General features: G+C 43.4%; 19 protein-coding genes and 1 riboswitch. Of the genes, 6 read left to right on the top strand and 13 right to left on the bottom strand.

What is annotated here, in order from left to right; translation table 11 throughout:
- Window positions 1–6 precede the first annotated feature (6 nt).
- Complete coding sequence (locus tag NSQ50_RS12785) at window positions 7–675, bottom strand: amino acid ABC transporter permease (RefSeq protein WP_036686309.1); 669 nt, start codon at window positions 673–675, stop codon at window positions 7–9.
- A 53-nt stretch (window positions 676–728) separates the two neighbouring features.
- Window positions 729–1,565, bottom strand: coding sequence for an amino acid ABC transporter substrate-binding protein (locus NSQ50_RS12780; protein WP_076105017.1), 837 nt, complete (start codon window positions 1,563–1,565; stop codon window positions 729–731).
- 222 nt (window positions 1,566–1,787) lie between these two features.
- Window positions 1,788–1,891: riboswitch (TPP riboswitch) on the top strand.
- Between the two features lie 198 nt (window positions 1,892–2,089).
- Between NSQ50_RS12780 and NSQ50_RS12775 the strand changes: the two genes are divergently transcribed.
- Genes NSQ50_RS12775 through thiE form a run of 6 tightly spaced genes read left to right on the top strand, consistent with a single transcriptional unit; the run spans window position 2,090 to window position 6,912 of the window.
- Window positions 2,090–2,785 carry an ABC transporter ATP-binding protein gene (locus NSQ50_RS12775; RefSeq protein ID WP_179087078.1) on the top strand — a complete coding sequence of 232 codons (696 nt, stop codon included), beginning with the start codon at window positions 2,090–2,092 and terminating at the stop codon, window positions 2,783–2,785.
- Window positions 2,766–3,542, top strand: a complete 777-nt coding sequence (locus tag NSQ50_RS12770; RefSeq protein WP_036686305.1) for an ABC transporter permease — start codon at window positions 2,766–2,768, stop codon at window positions 3,540–3,542. The genes NSQ50_RS12775 and NSQ50_RS12770 overlap by 20 nt, the downstream gene beginning before the upstream one ends.
- Complete coding sequence (locus NSQ50_RS12765; protein WP_038570429.1) at window positions 3,539–4,576, top strand: ABC transporter substrate-binding protein; 1,038 nt, start codon at window positions 3,539–3,541, stop codon at window positions 4,574–4,576. Before NSQ50_RS12770 ends, NSQ50_RS12765 begins: the two co-directional genes overlap by 4 nt.
- Before the next feature lie 41 nt (window positions 4,577–4,617).
- On the top strand, window positions 4,618–5,412 hold the full coding sequence (thiM, locus tag NSQ50_RS12760; RefSeq protein ID WP_038570426.1) for a hydroxyethylthiazole kinase: 795 nt from the start codon (window positions 4,618–4,620) through the stop codon (window positions 5,410–5,412).
- Between the two features lie 23 nt (window positions 5,413–5,435).
- On the top strand, window positions 5,436–6,266 hold the full coding sequence (thiD, locus tag NSQ50_RS12755; protein ID WP_176462624.1) for a bifunctional hydroxymethylpyrimidine kinase/phosphomethylpyrimidine kinase: 831 nt from the start codon (window positions 5,436–5,438) through the stop codon (window positions 6,264–6,266).
- On the top strand, window positions 6,256–6,912 hold the full coding sequence (thiE, locus tag NSQ50_RS12750; RefSeq protein ID WP_038570424.1) for a thiamine phosphate synthase: 657 nt from the start codon (window positions 6,256–6,258) through the stop codon (window positions 6,910–6,912). The genes thiD and thiE overlap by 11 nt, the downstream gene beginning before the upstream one ends.
- Here thiE and NSQ50_RS12745 read toward each other — a convergent pair.
- The 11 genes from NSQ50_RS12745 to NSQ50_RS12695 all read right to left on the bottom strand — a co-directional run bounded on the left by NSQ50_RS12745 (window position 6,893) and on the right by NSQ50_RS12695 (window position 19,136).
- Window positions 6,893–7,585 (bottom strand): pseudouridine synthase, encoded by a 693-nt coding sequence (locus NSQ50_RS12745; protein ID WP_076101683.1) that lies wholly within the window; start codon window positions 7,583–7,585, stop codon window positions 6,893–6,895. The two genes, thiE and NSQ50_RS12745, sit on opposite strands and share 20 nt — an antisense overlap.
- 109 nt (window positions 7,586–7,694) lie before the next feature.
- Window positions 7,695–7,877 carry a DUF3934 family protein gene (locus tag NSQ50_RS12740; protein ID WP_038570418.1) on the bottom strand — a complete coding sequence of 61 codons (183 nt, stop codon included), beginning with the start codon at window positions 7,875–7,877 and terminating at the stop codon, window positions 7,695–7,697.
- Window positions 7,878–7,993: 116 nt separating this feature from the next.
- Window positions 7,994–8,392 carry a hypothetical protein gene (locus tag NSQ50_RS12735; RefSeq protein WP_076224749.1) on the bottom strand — a complete coding sequence of 133 codons (399 nt, stop codon included), beginning with the start codon at window positions 8,390–8,392 and terminating at the stop codon, window positions 7,994–7,996.
- Between the two features lie 121 nt (window positions 8,393–8,513).
- The gene (asd, locus tag NSQ50_RS12730) at window positions 8,514–9,599 is read right to left on the bottom strand and encodes an aspartate-semialdehyde dehydrogenase (RefSeq protein ID WP_038570412.1); all 1,086 of its coding nucleotides are present in this window, start codon (window positions 9,597–9,599) and stop codon (window positions 8,514–8,516) included.
- 500 nt (window positions 9,600–10,099) lie between these two features.
- A complete protein-coding gene (locus tag NSQ50_RS12725; RefSeq protein ID WP_036686291.1) occupies window positions 10,100–10,702 on the bottom strand; it encodes a response regulator transcription factor in 603 nt (200 codons plus the stop codon).
- Window positions 10,702–11,838 (bottom strand): sensor histidine kinase, encoded by a 1,137-nt coding sequence (locus tag NSQ50_RS12720; protein WP_076224747.1) that lies wholly within the window; start codon window positions 11,836–11,838, stop codon window positions 10,702–10,704. Before NSQ50_RS12720 ends, NSQ50_RS12725 begins: the two co-directional genes overlap by 1 nt.
- Window positions 11,839–11,996: 158 nt before the next feature.
- On the bottom strand, window positions 11,997–13,061 hold the full coding sequence (locus NSQ50_RS12715; RefSeq protein WP_036686288.1) for a fatty acid desaturase: 1,065 nt from the start codon (window positions 13,059–13,061) through the stop codon (window positions 11,997–11,999).
- Window positions 13,062–13,203: 142 nt separating this feature from the next.
- Entirely contained in the window at window positions 13,204–14,400 is a 1,197-nt protein-coding gene (locus NSQ50_RS12710) for a hypothetical protein (protein ID WP_076224745.1), read from the bottom strand.
- Window positions 14,401–14,414: 14 nt separating this feature from the next.
- The gene (locus NSQ50_RS12705; RefSeq protein WP_076224742.1) at window positions 14,415–16,013 is read right to left on the bottom strand and encodes a response regulator; all 1,599 of its coding nucleotides are present in this window, start codon (window positions 16,011–16,013) and stop codon (window positions 14,415–14,417) included.
- 17 nt (window positions 16,014–16,030) lie between these two features.
- Window positions 16,031–17,350 (bottom strand): ABC transporter substrate-binding protein, encoded by a 1,320-nt coding sequence (locus tag NSQ50_RS12700; protein ID WP_038574400.1) that lies wholly within the window; start codon window positions 17,348–17,350, stop codon window positions 16,031–16,033.
- Between the two features lie 61 nt (window positions 17,351–17,411).
- A complete protein-coding gene (locus NSQ50_RS12695; RefSeq protein ID WP_076224740.1) occupies window positions 17,412–19,136 on the bottom strand; it encodes a cache domain-containing sensor histidine kinase in 1,725 nt (574 codons plus the stop codon).
- Window positions 19,137–19,190: the final 54 nt, after the last annotated feature.

Here is a 19,190-nt window from a genome sequence, read left to right as displayed (position 1 = left end):
TCTCCTTTAGGTCGCAGAGTAACGATCGAGTCGTTTCTCCAAGTAATTTTGCAGCGCCGACAGCACAGAACAGAACACTAAATAAAACAATCCTGCTTCGGAGTATACCAGCAGAGGCTCATAAGTGGTAGAGGCTACCTGCTGTGCGGTTCTAAACATCTCCGTATAGGTGATGATCGCTGCAAGCGAAGTATCTTTAACCAAGCTAATAAAGGAATTGGATAACGGCGGTACAGAAACGCGCGCAGCTTGTGGCAGAATTACGCGGCGCAGAGCCTGCCCACGAGTCATCCCGACTGAGAAGGCAGCTTCCCATTGGCCTTTATGTATCGACAGGATAGCAGCGCGTACGATTTCCGATGAATAAGCCCCTACGCTAAGAGTAAATCCAATGGTGGCGGCAATGAAGGGGTCGAGTACAATACCAACAGCCGGCAAACCATAAAATATAATAAATAGCTGCACTAACAATGGGGTTCCTCGAATAACCCACACATAAAAACGGGCGATTAGCTTCGGAATTACCCACGGAGAAAGACGTGCCAGCGCGGTTAGGATCGCCAAAATCAATCCAAGCACAAAGGAAAGTAGCGCCAACGGAATGGTAAAAGCCACCCCGGCTTTTAGCAGGGGTAGCAGTGTGTCTAAGAAAATTTGTATTTTGCGGTCATCCATTATTCAGACATCCTTTTTAGCTTCCAGGCTTAATTAGCCTTGCTAGCCTTGTATTATTTTGAAACGTCAGCTCCAAAGTATTTCTCGGAAATTTTCAAGTACGTTCCATCACTCTTCATCTCTGTAATCGCATCACTGACCGCTTTCACCAGCTCATCATTACCTTTCAGGAATACCGCGGCACTTTGTGATCCTTCAGGAATCTCATCAACCACTTTAATTTTTGCATCTGGTTTTTGTTTTTTTAGATCCAGATAAGACAAGCCATCATTCACAGTTGCATCAATACGTCCCGAAGTCAGCAGGTCCATCGCTTGATTGAAACCATCTGTAGCTACGATTTCAGCACCGTTCTCACGAGCGATATCGGATAAATTACTTGTCAGGGATTGTCCGGCTTTTTTACCTTTAAGATCGGCAAAGGTCTTAATATCCTCATTGTCTTCGCTCACGATCAATACTGCTTTGGATACGATATAGGGTTCAGAGAAATCATATTTCACTTTGCGATCTTCGTTAATGGAAACTTCATTGAAAATGACATCAAACCGTTTCGCATCCATCCCAGCAAAAATACCATCCCACTGAGTTTCAAAAAATTCAGCTTTGACACCTAAACGTTTGGCTACTTCTTCAGCAATTTCCACGTCAAAACCAGTCAATTTCCCCGCAGTGTCATGATAAGTAAAAGGTGCATAAGTCCCTTCTGTACCTATCCGCAATTTGCCGCTGGCCTTCACAGCCTCCAAACTGTTTTGCGCTGAAGATGCTGTTCCACCATTCGTTCCAGCTGTTGGTTCAGCAGCCGTATTGGTATTCGAATTATTGCCGCAAGCCGCTACAAGGACCACGGTTAACGCCAATATAATAGTTAAACTCCATTTTTTCATTATTAAATCCCCTCTCTCTATCCGGTTTTTTTCCGGTAAATTGAATAGTACACTGCCATCACATGATCGTCAATACTTTTTTCCGATTATATACATCGGAATTATAATATTAACTAGATTCCTACCTATATCTTACCCAATCTTGGATTAATCCTTCACTTCTTTCTCTCTTTACTTCTCAGAAAGATATGGTATATTTATTAACAAATTAATATGGACCTGTTATTTCACTAGGGGAGTCGGCCGACTGAGACGGAGCTTCAAGCTCCGGACCCTTGGAACCTGATCTGGATCATACCAGCGGAGGGAAGTGGAGCAGAATTTTCATCAAGCATGTTAAGTGTTATTATGCAGAATGAACTTTTTGACCCATTCATTTCCTCTGGAAATGGATGGGTCTTTATTTGTTTAGGCGCTCCACAAAAATTTTAGGAGGTTAGATCATCACGACCATTTTATCTATTCAAGGCCTAACCTACTCTTTTCCGGAATCTGAGCAACCCCCTGTATTCGCAGATCTATCCATGGATATCAGGCAAGGGGAATTCGTCTCCGTAGTAGGTGCTAGCGGATGCGGGAAAAGTACATTTTTCAAAACGATTGCCGGTTTACTCGAACCTACTCACGGAAAAATAAAACTCTCTACGCACCCGTCAACCGCTAGTCGTTTAGGCCAGATCGCTTATATGCCTCAGCAGGATTTATTGCTGCCTTGGAGGACAGTGCTCGACAACTGCCTTTTGCCTTGGGAGATCAAGCCCAGATTCAATAAACAAGAAACGATCACTCAGATTCGGGAAATGTTGACCCGCTTCGGCTTAGCAGATGTAGAGAACGCTTATCCCCATGAACTTTCGGGTGGAATGAAACAGCGAGTCGCATTTCTGCGCACCTTAGTGGCTGGAGGCGGAAGTGGTCTTATGCTGCTGGATGAGCCCTTTGGCGCTCTCGATGCCATGACCAAACGCGAGATACACCGTTGGCTGTTGGAGTTATGGGGTGAATTGAATCAGACGATTATGCTCATCACTCATGATCTGGAAGAAGCACTATTGCTCAGTGACCGGATTTATTTATTATCTGGCGGTGCGCACAGCGAATTACAGGAGATCGTTGTGGATCTACCAAGGCCAAGACATTATAAGATGAACTATGAACCCCGGTTTATAGCACTACGGGAAGAGTTGGAGCGAAGATTGCATGCAACCTTTACCTTTTAAAAAACATCTAGACAATTATGGTCCCTTCGTTCTTCTGGTACTGCTCATTCTTGTAATCTGGGAGTCAGCTGTTCGCCTTCACATGATTCCAGCCTTTATTCTCCCTGCACCTTCATCTATTGGCTTCGCATTGATCGAGCACAGGCAATTATTATTCGGACAGCATTTATTGGCAACGTTACAGGAGATACTGGTGGGTTTTGTCCTTTCTGTTATTTGTGGTGTATTGCTGGGCACTGGAATGTTCCTGTATCGCCCCATAGAAAAGGCCATCTATCCCTTTCTTATCATTAGCCAGACGATCCCATTAATTGCGCTATCCCCCATTTTTATTATGTGGTTCGGATATTCGCTGTGGAGCAAAGTGGCTGTGGTGTTTTTGACGGCTTTTTTTCCAGTCGTAGTGAGTACATATGATGGACTTCGTACAAGTGGCCAGACTTACAAGGACTTATTATTAACATTTGGTGCAAACCGCTGGCAGCTGCTTGTCAAAACCCAAATTCCACTGGCGTTGCCTGCTTTTTTCTCTGGCTTAAAGCTGTCCATTGTATACTGCGTCATCGGAGCTACTATCGGGGAATGGCTCGGCGGCAGTAAAGGACTCGGTTACTTCAGCCGCAGAATGGCCGGAAATATGCAGAGCGATGAAATGTTCGCGGCTGTATTTCTGCTGTCCGCGCTTGGTGTGGTGCTTTTTCTGGCGATAGCTTTACTCGAACAATTATTTTTAAAGAAAAGAGGATCAAACCAATGAATCATTTAAAATCCCCACAACGAGGACTTATTTCTGTATTTCTAGTATGCACACTTTTGCTCTTAAGCAGCTGCGGGAAGGCAGACAAGATAAATAACAACTCCCAAACCGATCCCTCCAATACCGAAAATAAGCAGTCACACAAGCTGACGATTATGCTTGATTGGTATCCCAATGCCGTTCATTCCTTTCTATACGCTGCGCAACAGCAAGGTTTTTTCCAAGAGGAAGGTTTGGATGTCGAGATCAAAATGCCTGCAGACAGCAATGATTCCCTAAAGCTTGTTGCAGCGAATCAAATTGATCTAGCGCTCAGTTATCAGCCTCAGGTACTTATGGCACGCGGCGAGAAAATCCCTGTACGTTCGATTGCAGCAATCGTGCGGCATCCACTGAATCATCTGATGGTTCCTCAGGCTGGCAGTATTCATAGTCCAAAAGAGCTCGCGGGAAAACAAATCGGCTATTCCTCCATTCCGCTCTATGAAGCGATGATTCGGACAATGATCCAGAGTGATGGAGGCGATCCTTCATCCGCCAAGCTGATTGACGTAGGTTTTGACCTCATCCCTGCGATCTCTACTGGACAAGTAGACGCAATAATGGGCGGGTTCATCAACCATGAACAACTAATCCTTGAAAAAGAGGGACATCCGGTCACTTCGCTTAATCCAACGGATTACGGAGTGCCTGACTATTATGAGCTTGTGCTGGTGGCCAGCGAACAAGGATTGCAAAATTCTGAAGCCTACTTTAAAAAATTTCTAAATGCCATTACAAAAGGACAGGAATTTGTGGAGCAGAATCCTGAACAAGCCCTGGATTTACTGGTTGCACATGAAGATGCAACTTCACCGCTCGACAAGGAGATTGAGAAAAAAAGTCTTGAGATTCTGCTGCCGCTGATGAATGCTGGCGATCAATCTTTTGGATATCAAGACCCGACATCTTGGGAAAAGGTTCAGCAGTGGTTATCCACCAACAATCTTCTACCAGAGGATATTAAAGCACAGGAAGCTTTTATCAATCTGTAATGTTTAGTTAGTTGTTCATACAAGCTTGAGGAGGAATTATGATGAGTTATTTAGCCAAAGTACGGGAATCCAACCCGTTGATCCACAACATCACTAATATTGTGGTAGCCAATTTCTCAGCCAACGGTCTGTTGGCGCTTGGCGCCTCTCCCTTTATGGCGGATGCCCACGAAGAAGTGATCGACATCGCCGCTATGTCGTCTGCTGTAGTTCTAAATATCGGCACACTCAATGATTACGCCATTCAATCTATGTTGCTTGCTGGTAAATCCGCTAATAAACACAGGGTTCCCCTAGTGCTTGACCCGGTAGGTGCAGGCGCAACTTCTTATCGGACCGCTGTCACTCAAAAGCTAGTGAATGAGATGCAAATCACCGCACTGCGGGGGAATGTGGCTGAAGTCGCTAATGTCATTGGAGAGAGTTGGTCCATTAAAGGGGTGGATGCTGGCGAAGGTGAAGGCGATGTAGTCCTTTTGGCTGAAGCTGCTGCGAGGAAGTTAAGCTGTGTGGTCATCATAACTGGAAAAGACGATGTGATCACGAATGGAAAAAACACCTATATTGCTAGCAACGGTCACCCTATTCTCACGAAGGTTACAGGAACTGGCTGCTTGCTCAGCGCTGTTGTGGGGGCATTTCTCGCGGTAAGTGGCGGTGACTCGTTGGAGGCCGCAGTGGAAGCCCTCTCCTTCTATGGAGTAGCAGCTGAAATCGCCGCTGAACTAACGACTGGTCAAGGGCCGGGAAGTTTTCAGGTTGAGTTTCTAAATCAACTGACATGGGTCACGCCAGAAGTCTTCCTAGAAAGATCCAGCATCAAACAGCTCAGTTAATGACCCTCGAAGGAGTGAATTCGATGATTATATCCAAAGCTCTAACCATTGCCGGCTCCGATAGCGGCGGTGGTGCTGGCATTCAGGCCGATCTAAAAACCTTTCAGGAGCTTTCTGTCTATGGCATGTCCGTCCTCACAGCTGTGACAGCGCAGAATACGCTGGGTGTCCAAGGGGTTTATCCAGTGACTCTGGACGCCATAATTCAGCAGCTTGATTCTATAGGATTTGACCTGCAACCAGATGCCGTAAAGACCGGGATGTTATTTAACAGTGACATCATCCGCATTGTGGCAGATAAAATTAAGCATTACGGCTGGTCTAATCTTGTAATTGATCCTGTGATGGTCGCTAAAGGAGGGTCCACACTGCTGCTGCAGGAGGCAGTTCAATCCTTAGTCAGCCATCTGCTGCCCTTAGCATTGGTGACGACACCCAATATTCCCGAAGCCGAAATAATCACAAAGATGACGATCACCACCATCGAAGAACGCAAAAAAGCGGCCAAAATCATTCATGGCATGGGCTCCAAATATGTAGTGCTAAAAGGGGGACATGATACCTCGACCACAGCAGTAACCGATCTTCTATATGATGGTGACGAATATACCTTATTGGAGAGTAACCGGATTCAGACCAGACATACGCATGGTACAGGCTGCACCTATTCAGCAGCAGTCACCGCCGAGCTAGCCAAAGGCAAATCCGTAGCTGAGGCCATTCAAACTGCCAAAGCGTTTATACAAGCGGCGATTGAAGACGAGCTGGGCATAGGGGCTGGACATGGACCAACCAATCATTTTGCTTATCAAAACAGACTGCGAGGGATTAACAGTGCAACGAATGAACAGTGAACATCTGCGAGATCTATTAAAAGTCTATTTCATTATGGGCAGTGTAAATTGCCGTAAAGCTCCAGTTAAGGTGCTGCAGGAAGCGGTTGCTGGGGGCATAACCATGTTTCAATTCCGTGAAAAGGGTACCGGTTCCTTAAGCGATAAGGCTCGACTTAATCTTGGGAGACGACTTCAAAAGATTTGTCATGCCAATGGCGTGCCCTTTATCGTGAATGACGACATTGATTTAGCGATCGCGCTTGATGCGGACGGAATTCATGTAGGACAGGAGGATACACCTGCATTGGCAATCCGCCAGCTACTTGGAGAGAATAAAATCATTGGTGTATCCGCTCACTCTTTCGTTGAAGCTCAGCAGGCGATTGCCGATGGAGCCGACTATCTGGGCGTGGGTCCCATTTATCCTACGTCATCCAAGGAGGATGCCAAAGCTGTTCAAGGCACTGCGATTATTGAAGAACTAAGAAATAAAGGCATTACCATCCCTTTGGTTGGCATTGGGGGAATCACGCTGCAAAATGTTGCACCTGTATTAGCAGCCGGTGCGGATGGGATCTCTGTTATCTCAGCGATTACCGGAGCTGTAGACATTACCCCAACTGCCAGAGGCTTTGTTGACAAAGTTAGTTTAAGCGGGACATAAGCTCATTCAGCTCTTCACTGCTTAAATGCCGCCATTGTCCCAGCTCCAAGCCGTCTAATGTAATATTCATAATTCTTATGCGCTCCAGCTTTAGTACTCTATATCCTAACTCCTTGCTCATTCTGCGTATTTGCAGATTAAGACCTTGAGTTAGGATAATTCTAAACTGACATTCTGTGATCCGATAGACCTCACAAGGTTTCGTTGTGATTCCAAGAATGTTCACGCCGCTAGACATCGCTTGTAAGAATTCTGACGTAACCGGTTTGTCTACATTAACTACATATTCTTTTTCATGCCCATTCTCGGAACGCATCATTTTATTTACGATCTCTCCATCGTTGGTTAACAAAATGAGGCCTTCCGAGTTTTTATCTAATCTGCCGATCGCAAAGATCCTTGAAGGATACCCTACAAAATCAATAATGTTCCCAGCTACATGTGGGGCTGCTGTACAGGTAATGCCTATCGGCTTATTCAAAGCGAGATACACTGGCTCCCCTTTACTGCTTGTTATCGGCTCCCCATCGATCCATACGATATCCTCTGGCTCTATAAGAATGTTCGCATCACAGACGATACCATTCACAGCGATTCGACCTGCAGCAATTAATCGTTTGGTTTCCCTTCTGGAACAAAAGCCTGTTTCGCTTATATATTTATCGATTCTCACTGCTGATCCTACTTTCTCTCTATATACTTACATCTGGTCATAAAAAAACACCTGATTTTAACGATCAAAATCAGATGTTAACCTTCAGGAATAACCCAGTTTATTGGAGCTATTTGGTGCTTCCGCTTTTTTTCACGTTACTGCCCTTGCTTCCACTTGCACCTTTAGCACCTGGACCCGTCGTTGGGTCACCTTTAGCAGGTTTAACTGGTTTTGCTGTTTTGTTCCAGCGTGTCCAGCCTTTACTCCCCGTACCTCTGCCTGTGCCGCCACCTTTACTTTTTGCACCCATTATATCACTCCGTCAGTCATTCAGAATTCGTATAGTTTATACACTTTACCTATCTTACCACACTCTCAACCTTTCTGTTTAAGTAATAACAAATGCTTCATCTAACTAGCCACTGTTTAGAATTTAGCATCTTTATTCATTTCATGAATATCAAAGCTATCCTCATGTATTTCGATGGCGATGACGGTGTCCTTTTTTTCAAAAAATTGCACATGCCCTAACCGCTTGTCCTCCAGCTCTATCCATCCATCATCGCTTAATTTATTAAAATAGCTGTCAGGCCGATAAAGACCTTGTTCTCCCCCTATATTATCCAACTCGTACTTTGCTCCAATTTTTATTTTAGGTTTATTTGAATTTGTTATCACTTCGATTTCTTTGGCATTCTTCGGAATTGGAATTTCAGCATTTATAGATGACACTCCATACTCTTGTTCCTCTTGAGCTGACGATGTACAACCGCTTGTAAACAGGATTAATGGTAACCAAATAAAAGCTAATAAATATTTATTCAAAGGTATCCTCTCCTTCCATAACTTATTTTACCAAATGTAAAATTAAAATAAAAACACCCCACCAAAGACTAAGCTTTGATGAGGTGTCTATTCACATCAGCTTTGCAGCTCATGTATGGACTTATTTCGGTTGAATATAACCTTCTGCTTTCAGAAGCTCAGCGATCAACACAGCACCGCCAGCTGCTCCGCGCAGGGTGTTATGGGAGAGACCTACGAATTTGTAATCATAGAGGGCATCTTCGCGAAGTCTGCCCGTCGATACGCCCATTCCGTTCTCAATATCACGATCCAGCTTGGTCTGTGGACGATTGTCCTCTTCAAAATAGGTAATGAACTGTTTAGGTGCGCTAGGCAGTTCAAGCTCCTGAGGACGTCCTTTAAAGCTCTTCCAGAGATTCAGAATCTCTTCTTTGGACGGTTTTTTCTCAAAAGAAACAAATACAGCAGCCATATGTCCATCCGCTACAGGCACACGGATACACTGCGAAGTAATCGTTGGCGCTTCACTCTTTACGATACCCTCTTCTTCAACGCTTCCCCAGATCCGCAAAGGCTCTTGCTCACTCTTCTCTTCTTCGCCACCGATGTAAGGAATCACGTTGTCTAGCATTTCTGGCCAGTCCGCAAAAGTCTTTCCTGCACCAGAAATAGCTTGGTAGGTAGTGACCACCACTTTAGATGGATTGAAGTCTTTGAGCGCATGAAGTGCAGGCACATAACTTTGAATGGAGCAGTTAGGTTTAACTGCAATGAACCCTGTCTCTGTTCCCAGACGTTTTCTTTGCTGTGCAATAACCTCAAGATGCTCCGGATTAATCTCAGGAATGACCATAGGCACGTCAGGCGTCCAGCGATGCGCTGAGTTATTGGAGATTACTGGCGTTCCGGTGCGAGCATAAGCCTCTTCGAGCGCTTTAATCTCATCTTTTTTCATGTCTACAGCACAAAAGATCAAATCTACATCCGCAGCTACTTCCTCTACCTTAGAAGCGTCTTGGACCATAATATTCTTTACGTTCTCAGGCATTGGAGTAGACAACTTCCATCTGCCCTTGGCCGATTCTTCATACGTTTTTCCAGCAGATCTAGCACTGGCAGCAATCGCAGTTACTTCAAACCAAGGATGATTCTCTAGAAGGGCAATAAAACGTTGTCCTACCATACCTGTGCCGCCAACTATGCCGGCTCTTAGCTTTCTTGACATCAGAAAATACACTTCCTTTTGATTAACTGTCCTATTGTGAATAATAGGCCGATAATTAATGATATACGGCGCGGGAACATTTGGCGAGTGTTAACATCAAAATAACATTAAAAATTTTATTTTTAGCAGATTATATTGAATTTCATTAATGCGAATAAAAGAAATAGCTGCACTCAGTACAATTATAAGTATATTTTCTGCTTAGACAACTCTTTAACTGCATTCTCTACAACTATTTCCCCGAAAAATAATGGAAATGCCCTCTAAGCGAACTTTTAGATGTAAGAAATGCAACTAAATCGCATCTGCCGAGCATTTTATAGCATATAGTTGTAGGAAATACATCTATTTGCGATTGGTGAGTATAAACAGCGATTGGCGATTAGCAATCAGCGATTAGCAATCAGCGATTAGCAATCAGCGATTAGCAATCAGCGATCAGCGATTAGCTATTCACGTTTACAAGCTGCTTCTGCCAACTAATCGTTTCTTACCCACGCTCATTTAAACCAACCTTTTTCCTTAAATCGAGTGATTGCCTCGATGCGGTTACCTACATCCAGCTTATCTAGTATAACAGAGATGTAATTCCGGACTGTTCCCGTGGTAATGTACAATTGGCTGGCGATCTCTTTTGTATTTTTACCGTCGGCAATGAGTCCAAGTACTTCCTTCTCCCGCTGAGTCAGAGGATTCACTTCACCGCTGTAGGCTTCATCCATTAGCTCCGGTGCATACATGCGTCGGCCTGCCATCACATTACGTATCGAAAGTGCCAGTTCTTCGCTAGGACTGTCTTTCAGCAAATAAGCATGAACTCCCGCCTTGAGCGCACGTTCGAAATATCCCGCACGGGCAAAGGTGGTTAATATCATCGTTTTGCAGCCGCTATTCTTCAGCGCTTCCGCAGCGTCGAGACCACTCATCGCTGGCATTTCAATATCCATAATACAGATATCCGGCTTATGCTGCTGAACCATCGCTACAGCTTCTTCCCCGTTGCTTGCCCGGCCCACTACCTTCATATCCTCTTCTAAATCCAACAAAGATGCCAGCGCTCCAAGGAGCATCCGCTGATCCTCAGCGATTACAATCTTAATCATTATAAGGTTACCTCCTGTTCCGGATGCTTAAATGCATTAGGGACCTTAATCACGATCGTAGTTCCCCCATCTTGCACGATATCCATACAGCCATTCACAAATTCAAGACGTTCCCGCATGCCTTGCAACCCATGTCCTTTAAAATAAAGATCATTGCCCGGGATGCCGGTTCCATCATCTTTCACTTTAATGATCAGATCTGTACGCGTAGGTTCGATGATAATTGAGCAGGATTGTGCATTACTATGCTTCACAACATTTGTGACAGCTTCCTTAATACACATGCTGAGCACATTCTCCGTAATCAATGAAGTGTTAGAAAGTTTAGGATTGCCTTGCAAAACATAATCGATCTCCGCAGCCGCAAGAAACTGCTGAATATGAACGAGCTCGTCTTCAAGGCGAATGCCACGCATTCGCGTAATCATCTCCCGGACCTCTTTCAGTGCACTTCTCGCCGTCTGGCGTACATCATTGATCTCGGCTTTTGCTTGCGTCGGATCACTGTCGATAAGCTTTCCTGCCAAATCACTTTTCAGACCAATTAACGAAAGCTTCTGACCTAATGTATCGTGTAGATCACGTGAAATCCGCTGGCGTTCCTCGAGCTTAACCAATTCAGAGATTCGCTTATTAGCATCCTCCAATTGGTCTTGCAGTTTCCCTTGATTATTGCGGTTATAGGTACTGATTGGCAGCAGGATCACTGCAATCATACTGACAAGCACAAACGGAAGCTGGCTGATAAATACGGGATTACGCGACAGCAGCTCATAATTGATCGTAATAATCGTAGTCAGCAAATGAATGGAGTATAGGGTGAAAAAACCTACTCGATTCTGGATATTCCCAATAAAAAAGGCTAAAAAAAGCGCAAAATACATATATCCAAACAACAACGTCATCGTTATAGAGACAAGTATCTGCACGCTCGTCCAAAAATAAACTAACCAACCCTTGGAGACAAAAGAAAGCACATAACAAACAAAAAACACAGCGATCATCAAGATTCCCGAAACTACCTGGTAGGGAGAGGAGGACCGAAAGATGAAATAAAACGGTAGAATATAAAATACGACCCATACATAAGGGCTAAGACCTGTACTTTTATGAAAAATATGATGCCACTTCTGCATGTTCGCTCTCCTTTTTGCCATATGCCACTCACCCTATTCTAGCATAAATCCGGTAAAATCCGGTGAACCACAACGATAAAGAGAAAAAAGATTAGAGCGCGAATGAGTTCTCCGGCTCTAACCTTCCATTTGCTGCTATTTGATTACAATGTGGACCATTATTCTCCCTGGAGTCTGGGCTTATGAACTTGCAGGACCTCGCCTGCTGTTTTAGGTTTATTTAATATGGACTTCATCTCTTTGAAACTGATGAAACGTTTATTTTCCTCATCCCAAAGACGGAAGTGAAGAGCCTTCAAGCTGGTACCAATCGTAATCGTTGTTGCTTTTTGTAGCGGTGGAGTCGCGTTATGCGCTTTTTCCAAATTATAGTTTGGCACCTTTGGACTTAAATGATGCACATGGTGGAAGCCGATGTTGCCCGTAATCCATTGCAGCACCTTCGGCAGCTTATAATATGAGCTGCCTTCAACCGCGGCCATCACATAACTCCATTCGGATTCATTCTCGAAATAAGAGTCTTCAAACTGATGTTGGACGTAGAACAACCATATGCCGAGAAACCCTGATACAAATGCTACAGGCAGCTGCACCATAAGAAATGCCTGCCAGCCAATAGCCCATATCAGCAAGCCATAAAGGGCTGCGATTGAAATATTCGTCAAATAGGTATTCATCCGCTCTTTGCGTCTAGCACCTTTAACATTAAAACGATACTGAATCATAAAAACAGCAATCGGTCCAAGACCAAACATCACGATGGGATTGCGGTAAATCCGGTAATATAGACGTTTCCAGAAGGAAGCTGCTGCGTATTCATCGACCGTCATAATCCAAATATCGCCGATCCCTCTTTTATCGAGATTACTGGAGCTGGCGTGGTGAATGGAATGACTATGTTTCCACTGCCGATAAGGAACCAGTGTCAGTACACCTGTGATCGTTCCGATAATATCATTCGCTTTACGATTCTTAAAAAACGATCCATGTGTGCAATCATGAAAAATAATAAAAGTTCGAATTACAAATCCTGCTGCAGGAATAGCTAACAGAAGGGTGAGCCAATAGGAAACGGATAAAGAGAAATAAGCTCCGCCCCATAACAGCACAAGTGGTCCTAAAGTATTGATGAGCTGTCTTATACTTGCGTTGCGGTCATTTTTCTCGTAAGGGGCTACACTCTTTTTAAGGCTGGAGAGCTGTGATGTCTGTTTTGTAGTCATCTATATCGTTTCCTCCTTGATGTGTCCGGCTAAGGATCTTTTCATCTACTCTAAGTATAGGCGATGAAGTATCATCCTATAAGTCATAAACATCAAGTAGAGAGTATGACAAATGTCATACTCTCATTCTAATCAATTTCCGTCAGCATTGCAGCCAACATCCATCTTCCTTCACTTCGTATTGGCCTTTGATCTCACCAATTCCATTAAGGATTAACGAATCTTTATTAAAAGTTGGAGGTTCATCTAATACTAAGTGCAGTTTATTAATATTTCGAAGGTCAGCTTTATAGTAGCTAATCACTGGCTTTTCCAGAAAATACTCCGCATCATTGATTTGGATTCGTAAATTATTCTTATGAATACATTTCTCATCTCCACCAATAATACCCATAGGATTAAAACCCGTAGATTTTATATCTCCTTCAATATACAGGTGGTACCCTTCAAGGCTGATAAAATCAATGAATTCCTTCTCCCTGATTGTTTTGACCGATTGCATAATATCTTCCGTTTCTTTGCTGATGGATATCTCCTCGAAGGGAATGATGACTTGATCCACAAATTGCTTAAAAAACGCATATAAACTTAACTCCGACTTCATAAACTCTTCTTTCCAATCGGTGCGAAGCTCATCCAGCAGCAAACATATAAACAGTCCAGAACCATAGCAGCTTCTTCTAATATTTGCCGATGATTCAAGTTCATCTATTAAATACGAACTGAACTTCTGCAATACCTCCTCATTAGGAAGTGTGGATTTCTCGGCATAGGCATTTAATTCAACATACCAAGCGGGTCCTTCCAGCGTTTCAATAAGATATTCATTTAGCGCGTACTCCCCGAGCAGCTGCTCTCTTTGTTGACGTAAGGCAATAAATCTGTACATTGCTTGATTACGCTCTTCAATAGTAGCTGCCATTACACTAAGATATAAATGATGTCTTTCTTGAATCCGCAATTCCATATTTTCGAGGGATAAAGGGTAGGTAATCATCAATAATTCATCTGCATAACGTTCATCTCCCATCAGGAATTGATAACCGTGAAATAATTCGTGTACACAAATGGCGTACAAGTCTTCGAATTCTTCATGTAATTCCAGATTAACGATGGCTGTAGGGTGATCCTCATATAAAATGATTGTATCTCCTGAGAATTCATTACTCCAAGGAAGCAAATGTGGATGATATCCTATCGTTTTGAATTTGGGATGATTGTACAGATACACGTTATCCTTATTATAAAATGCAAAAGAAACAGCCTCGAACCCTTTCCAATATTTCTGCAGCTTGTGGTTCGTTAAACACTTAACAATCATCTCCAAATGAAATTCCATCCCTTACCTCCTCTTTAATGGATCTGCTTAGTATGCTCTTCTCGGTATTCTGTTGGTGTTTGACCACTAGCTTTTTTAAAAACCTGTGTAAAATAACGCGGGTCCTGATAACCGACGAGAGGAGCTATCTGATACACTTTTACGTTGCTGCTCTGCAAAATATACTTCGCCCTCTCCATCCGGCAGTGTGTAACATACTCCAAAAAGGTATAGCCCGTTATTTGTTTATATAAAGTACAGAAATGACTGATACTGAGATCAGCCAGCTCCGCTACTTCCTCAATACTCAAATCTTTATGGTAATTACTCTCAATATAACGTTTCGCTTTCTCGATGGCGCTACGCGTATCCTCGCGATTCACAGGCTTGTTCCCTTGCTCCAATCGCACACCAAACTCTTCTTTCAGAGCAGAGATCACTTCATTTAAAGTGCCAAGATTGTGCATCTTGCTAAGCAATCCATGTAAAGACCAATCTGAATTTATATTCAAATACTCATAATTTCTGTACAAAACAACGATCATTTCAACAAGAAGACGTTCAGCCATATCCTTAGGAACAGCTTGTGACTCAATAAATAAAGCAAGCTCATCAAATAAAGACCACATCCGGTCTCTATTTAAGGTACGTATACTTTCAATCAGCGCGGTTTCCAGCTCTTTTGGGTATTTCAACTCTTTAATGCTAGGGAACGATATCTCTTCATCAATAAAGACCCCGGCAAGACCCGAATAGAACCGTTGATATAAGGCCTTCGCAGCCAGAGGGTAAACCTTACTTAATTGATCAATGCCTTGTGTGGTGCGGCTGATGCCTACGGAACAAGACTGCTTGGAGTATCTCTTGATCCCCGCTATCAAATGTTCACCAAGTTCTCTCCTGCTGGCGCTTAAAGATCCAGGGAACAGTAGTATCCACTCTCCATTATGAAACGGGAAAACCGTCAGCACTCCATGTTCCAGTGACCATTCTTCCACAATATTGCGGATTGCAAACAGCCATAGCCGTTTTTCTTCTACACTCCATTGATTGCTCAGTGTGGAGTAATCATCTAACTGGACAACAGCCATGAAATATCCGCTCTCCAGTTCACTGTTCTCCAGCCATTTCAGATGCTCAAGCGGCCTTGCATTTCCCAAAGTGATTTCTGCAAACAGACGTTCACGTGCAAGCAGTGACAGCATCTGCACAGAATGAATCAGCTGATCATTTTGCTTCTGTTCATCCAGCTTGGTTCTCGCGCGGTTTAACATTTCAACCAGTTCATCATGATCGATCGGCTTCAATAAATAATCAAAAGCGCCTTGACGTAATGCTTCTCTTGCATATTCGAACTCTCCGTACCCGCTTATAAAAATAAACACCAGCTTCGGATTTTTAGACAATACTTCCTTCATCAACGTAATCCCGTCAATTACGGGCATGCGAATATCACTAATCACGATATGTGGTGAAGTGTCTTCTATTAAGCGAAGAGCTAATTCTCCATTTCGTGCCTCTCCCACAATCTCCATCTGAAGATCATTCCATGGAATGGCTGCTTTTAAGCTACGAAGAATAATCGGCTCATCATCCACGATTATTACTTTATATTTCTCTTGTAACTCATCCATTCCCTGCACCTCCAGGATCATTGTACACTTGAGCTTTGGATCAAATTCCAATATTGAATGGAGGATGCCTGCACTTGCTTTAACGCTTGCTCAGCAGACATTTCTCCGTTAATCATCTGTTCTATAACACTCAGGAACGTTTTTTTCACTTCTGGTGACAATACATTATCATAAGGGACAAAGCTCTTGCGGTTAACTTCCATCATATTCATGACTTGCGCGAATACGGGTCCTGTCTTCTCAGGATCAAAGGCGATGCGCATGGACGGAATTCTCAACCCTTCATATACAATCCGTGTCTGAACCTCCTGGGTGTAAAAAGCTTTCATGAGATCGAGTGCAGCCTCCCGCTTCGCTCCGCTTAGTTCGGAGGAAAGGCCGATGCCAAATGTATAACCGCCGGCTATCGAAGGTTGTTCCCCCTTCTTCAATGTGGGAAAAGGAATAACACCTACCTCATTTTGAAAATCCGTAGGAGCAGCTGCGCCGGCAAATAAATTGATATCCCAGTTTCCGTTTAGATACATCGCAGCCTTGCCGCTCGTAAATAGTCCCACCGCATTTTCTGTGGATAACACATTCGATTTCGTGCTGAAGGCACCTTCTTTAATCCATTGCTCCAAGTGCTGAAAAGCCTTTAAATAGACCTCATTCTGAAAGCTGGCTTGATCTTCACCAGTAATTAGCTTCTCGATCAAGTCGGCGCCGGCATAACGATCCATTAAATAATGTGCAAAAATCCCTGCGGGCCAACGATCCTCGTTGCCAAGTGCAAATGGAATATACCCAGCCGACTTCAGCTTTAGTATGGCAGCATCAAGCTCTTGCAGCGTTTCTGGCGGCTTCAAACCCAGCTTTTCGAATATGGTTTTATTAAAATATAAGGGTTCAGCATTCCCTTCAATAGGCAAGCCATAAATATGGTTGTCAAAGGTCCAGAGATCCAGATCCTTGAATTGATTGGTCAGCGCATTCTCCCTGACGAAATCAGTCAGATCAATCAGGCGCTTAGAGCGCACATATGGCTCAATTTCCGCTCCACCGAACAAAACAAACATATCTGGCGGGGTGCCAGTAACCATCTCGTTCTTCAGCTTTTGATCACGGTGCAACGTCTGATCTAAACCTTCAAAGTTAACTTTCACATTTGGATGTTCTGACTGATATTTGTCCACGATATCTTCATAAATAGTCAACAATGGCCGATCATGCTCTTTAATCCAGAAATGACGGAAAGTTAATGTGATTTTTTCTGGTGAATCATCTTCAATGGGTTCTTGCTTTCCTAAAGTTATAAATAAAACAGCACCCGAAATCAGCACTAGATATAACCACATCCAGCCCCATTTCAATAACCATTTTTTGATAACAATCTCCCCCTTCTTTCCGCACGGTCGATTACGGCAGTATTTTTGGTATTCGGATTCGGATGGTTGAACCAAAGCCGGGGGAAGAACACACTAGTATGCCGTATGGACTGCCGAATCGAATATTCAAGCGTTCATGCACATTTTTAAGCCCCACGCCGCTATCACTGTATTTCTTCTGAGCACTTCCCTCGTTATCCCAAAGACTCATCATCTTGGCAAGGTCAAAGCCGGGGCCGTTATCTTTTACGATAATGATCATATCCGTGCCCATTTCATAGGCCGTAATCTCAATGATCCCTGGGTCCTCCATCTGCTCAATCGCATGATACAGCGCATTCTCAACAATCGGCTGAACAATCAGCTTTTGTGTCATGAACGTCTTAAGACCATCCGAAAGATCTATGATATACGAGAATTTATCTTCAAAACGAAACTTCTGGATATCCAAATAATGACGGACATGTTCGAACTCCATATGCAGCGGAATCAGCTCCTGATTCTGACTGATGCTGATTCGCAGCAGCTTGCCGAGTGAGATGACCATTTTGCTAATATCTTTATTGCCTTGCAGCACTGCCATCGAATTAATCGATTCAAGTGAATTATAAATAAAATGAGGGTTAATCTGCGCCATTAGCGCTTGCATTTCTGCTTCCTTCTTACGTCCCTGCTCAGTCTCCACCTGCACAAGCAGCTCATTGATCTGCGTGCTCATCCGATTAAAGCCATCAATCAGCAAATCACTTTCATCATCAGCACGATAGGGTGTAGTGATCGGCGTAAATATCCCCTGCTTCACCCGCTTCATCCCGTTAACCGCACTATTGATACTATGAACGAGCCTCCGTACGAAATAGCGGTCGAACAAAATGGCGGACAACAGCGAAACAGTACTTAAAATAATCGCAATATTTCGGATGGATACAGATTCTGACGAGATTAGATTCATAGGTGTAATGGCTACTAAATACCAGGCTGCATTATGAGAAGGTAGGAAGGTTATAAGTGATTTTTCCCCCTGATAGTTGTCGATGTAATAGTCATGTTCTTTAGCATAATCATTTTGTAAAAAGGGGAAATCTGTGCGTTGTCCAATATGTTCACCGGATTTATTAAAAACAATATTTCCTAGCTTGTTGACCAGCAAAATATCCCCCTTCTTGAGGGTTGCTGCTTCCCAGAAAATCTGATCCAATAAATCAGGTTTTACATTAACAACCAGATATCCGATATCTTCGAGAGAATATGAATCTTTGATTACTCTTGCTTGTACAAGTACCGGATTGCCGGAGATCTCCGAGCCATTTTCTCCCGGTCCTGACCACACGGGCCGCCCTTCGGCGCCTTCCATCGCGTCAAACCAGCTTTGTCTTTTCAAGTCCTCAAAGGACATCGATGCATTGTATTGATAAATTAAACGATCTTTACTATAAAAACTAAATGAAGTAATCATCGGATGATCAATAAGATAACTGCTAAGCTCTTGCCTTCGATCATAAGTGATTACAAAGTTCTTCTGCTTCAGTGATTGCTGAACAACCGGCTGCGTAATTTTTGAATTCGTGATCGAGGTGATTTCACTAAGCGCGAATTTAAGCTTTCGATCCGTTTCAAGCAGTGAAATCCAGTAGAAGTTGCTTGATTTTTTCTCCATTGCATTAGAAAAATTAACGTAAGTGACGATCCCCATCAGGATAACCGGAATAAAGACGAGAAGAATAATAGCGAACAAGATTTTACGGCGGAGTTTCATGATATTCCCCTTCCCCCTGCTGTCTCTGTCCTCTAGTATTCTTCACAAAACCGC

Origin of the sequence: Paenibacillus sp. FSL R10-2788 (assembly GCF_038003885.1) — a bacterium.
GTDB lineage: Bacteria > Bacillota > Bacilli > Paenibacillales > Paenibacillaceae > Paenibacillus_AQ > Paenibacillus_AQ odorifer.
Note: the sequence above shows the minus strand (reverse complement) of the source record. Positions and strands in the feature narration are given on the sequence as shown.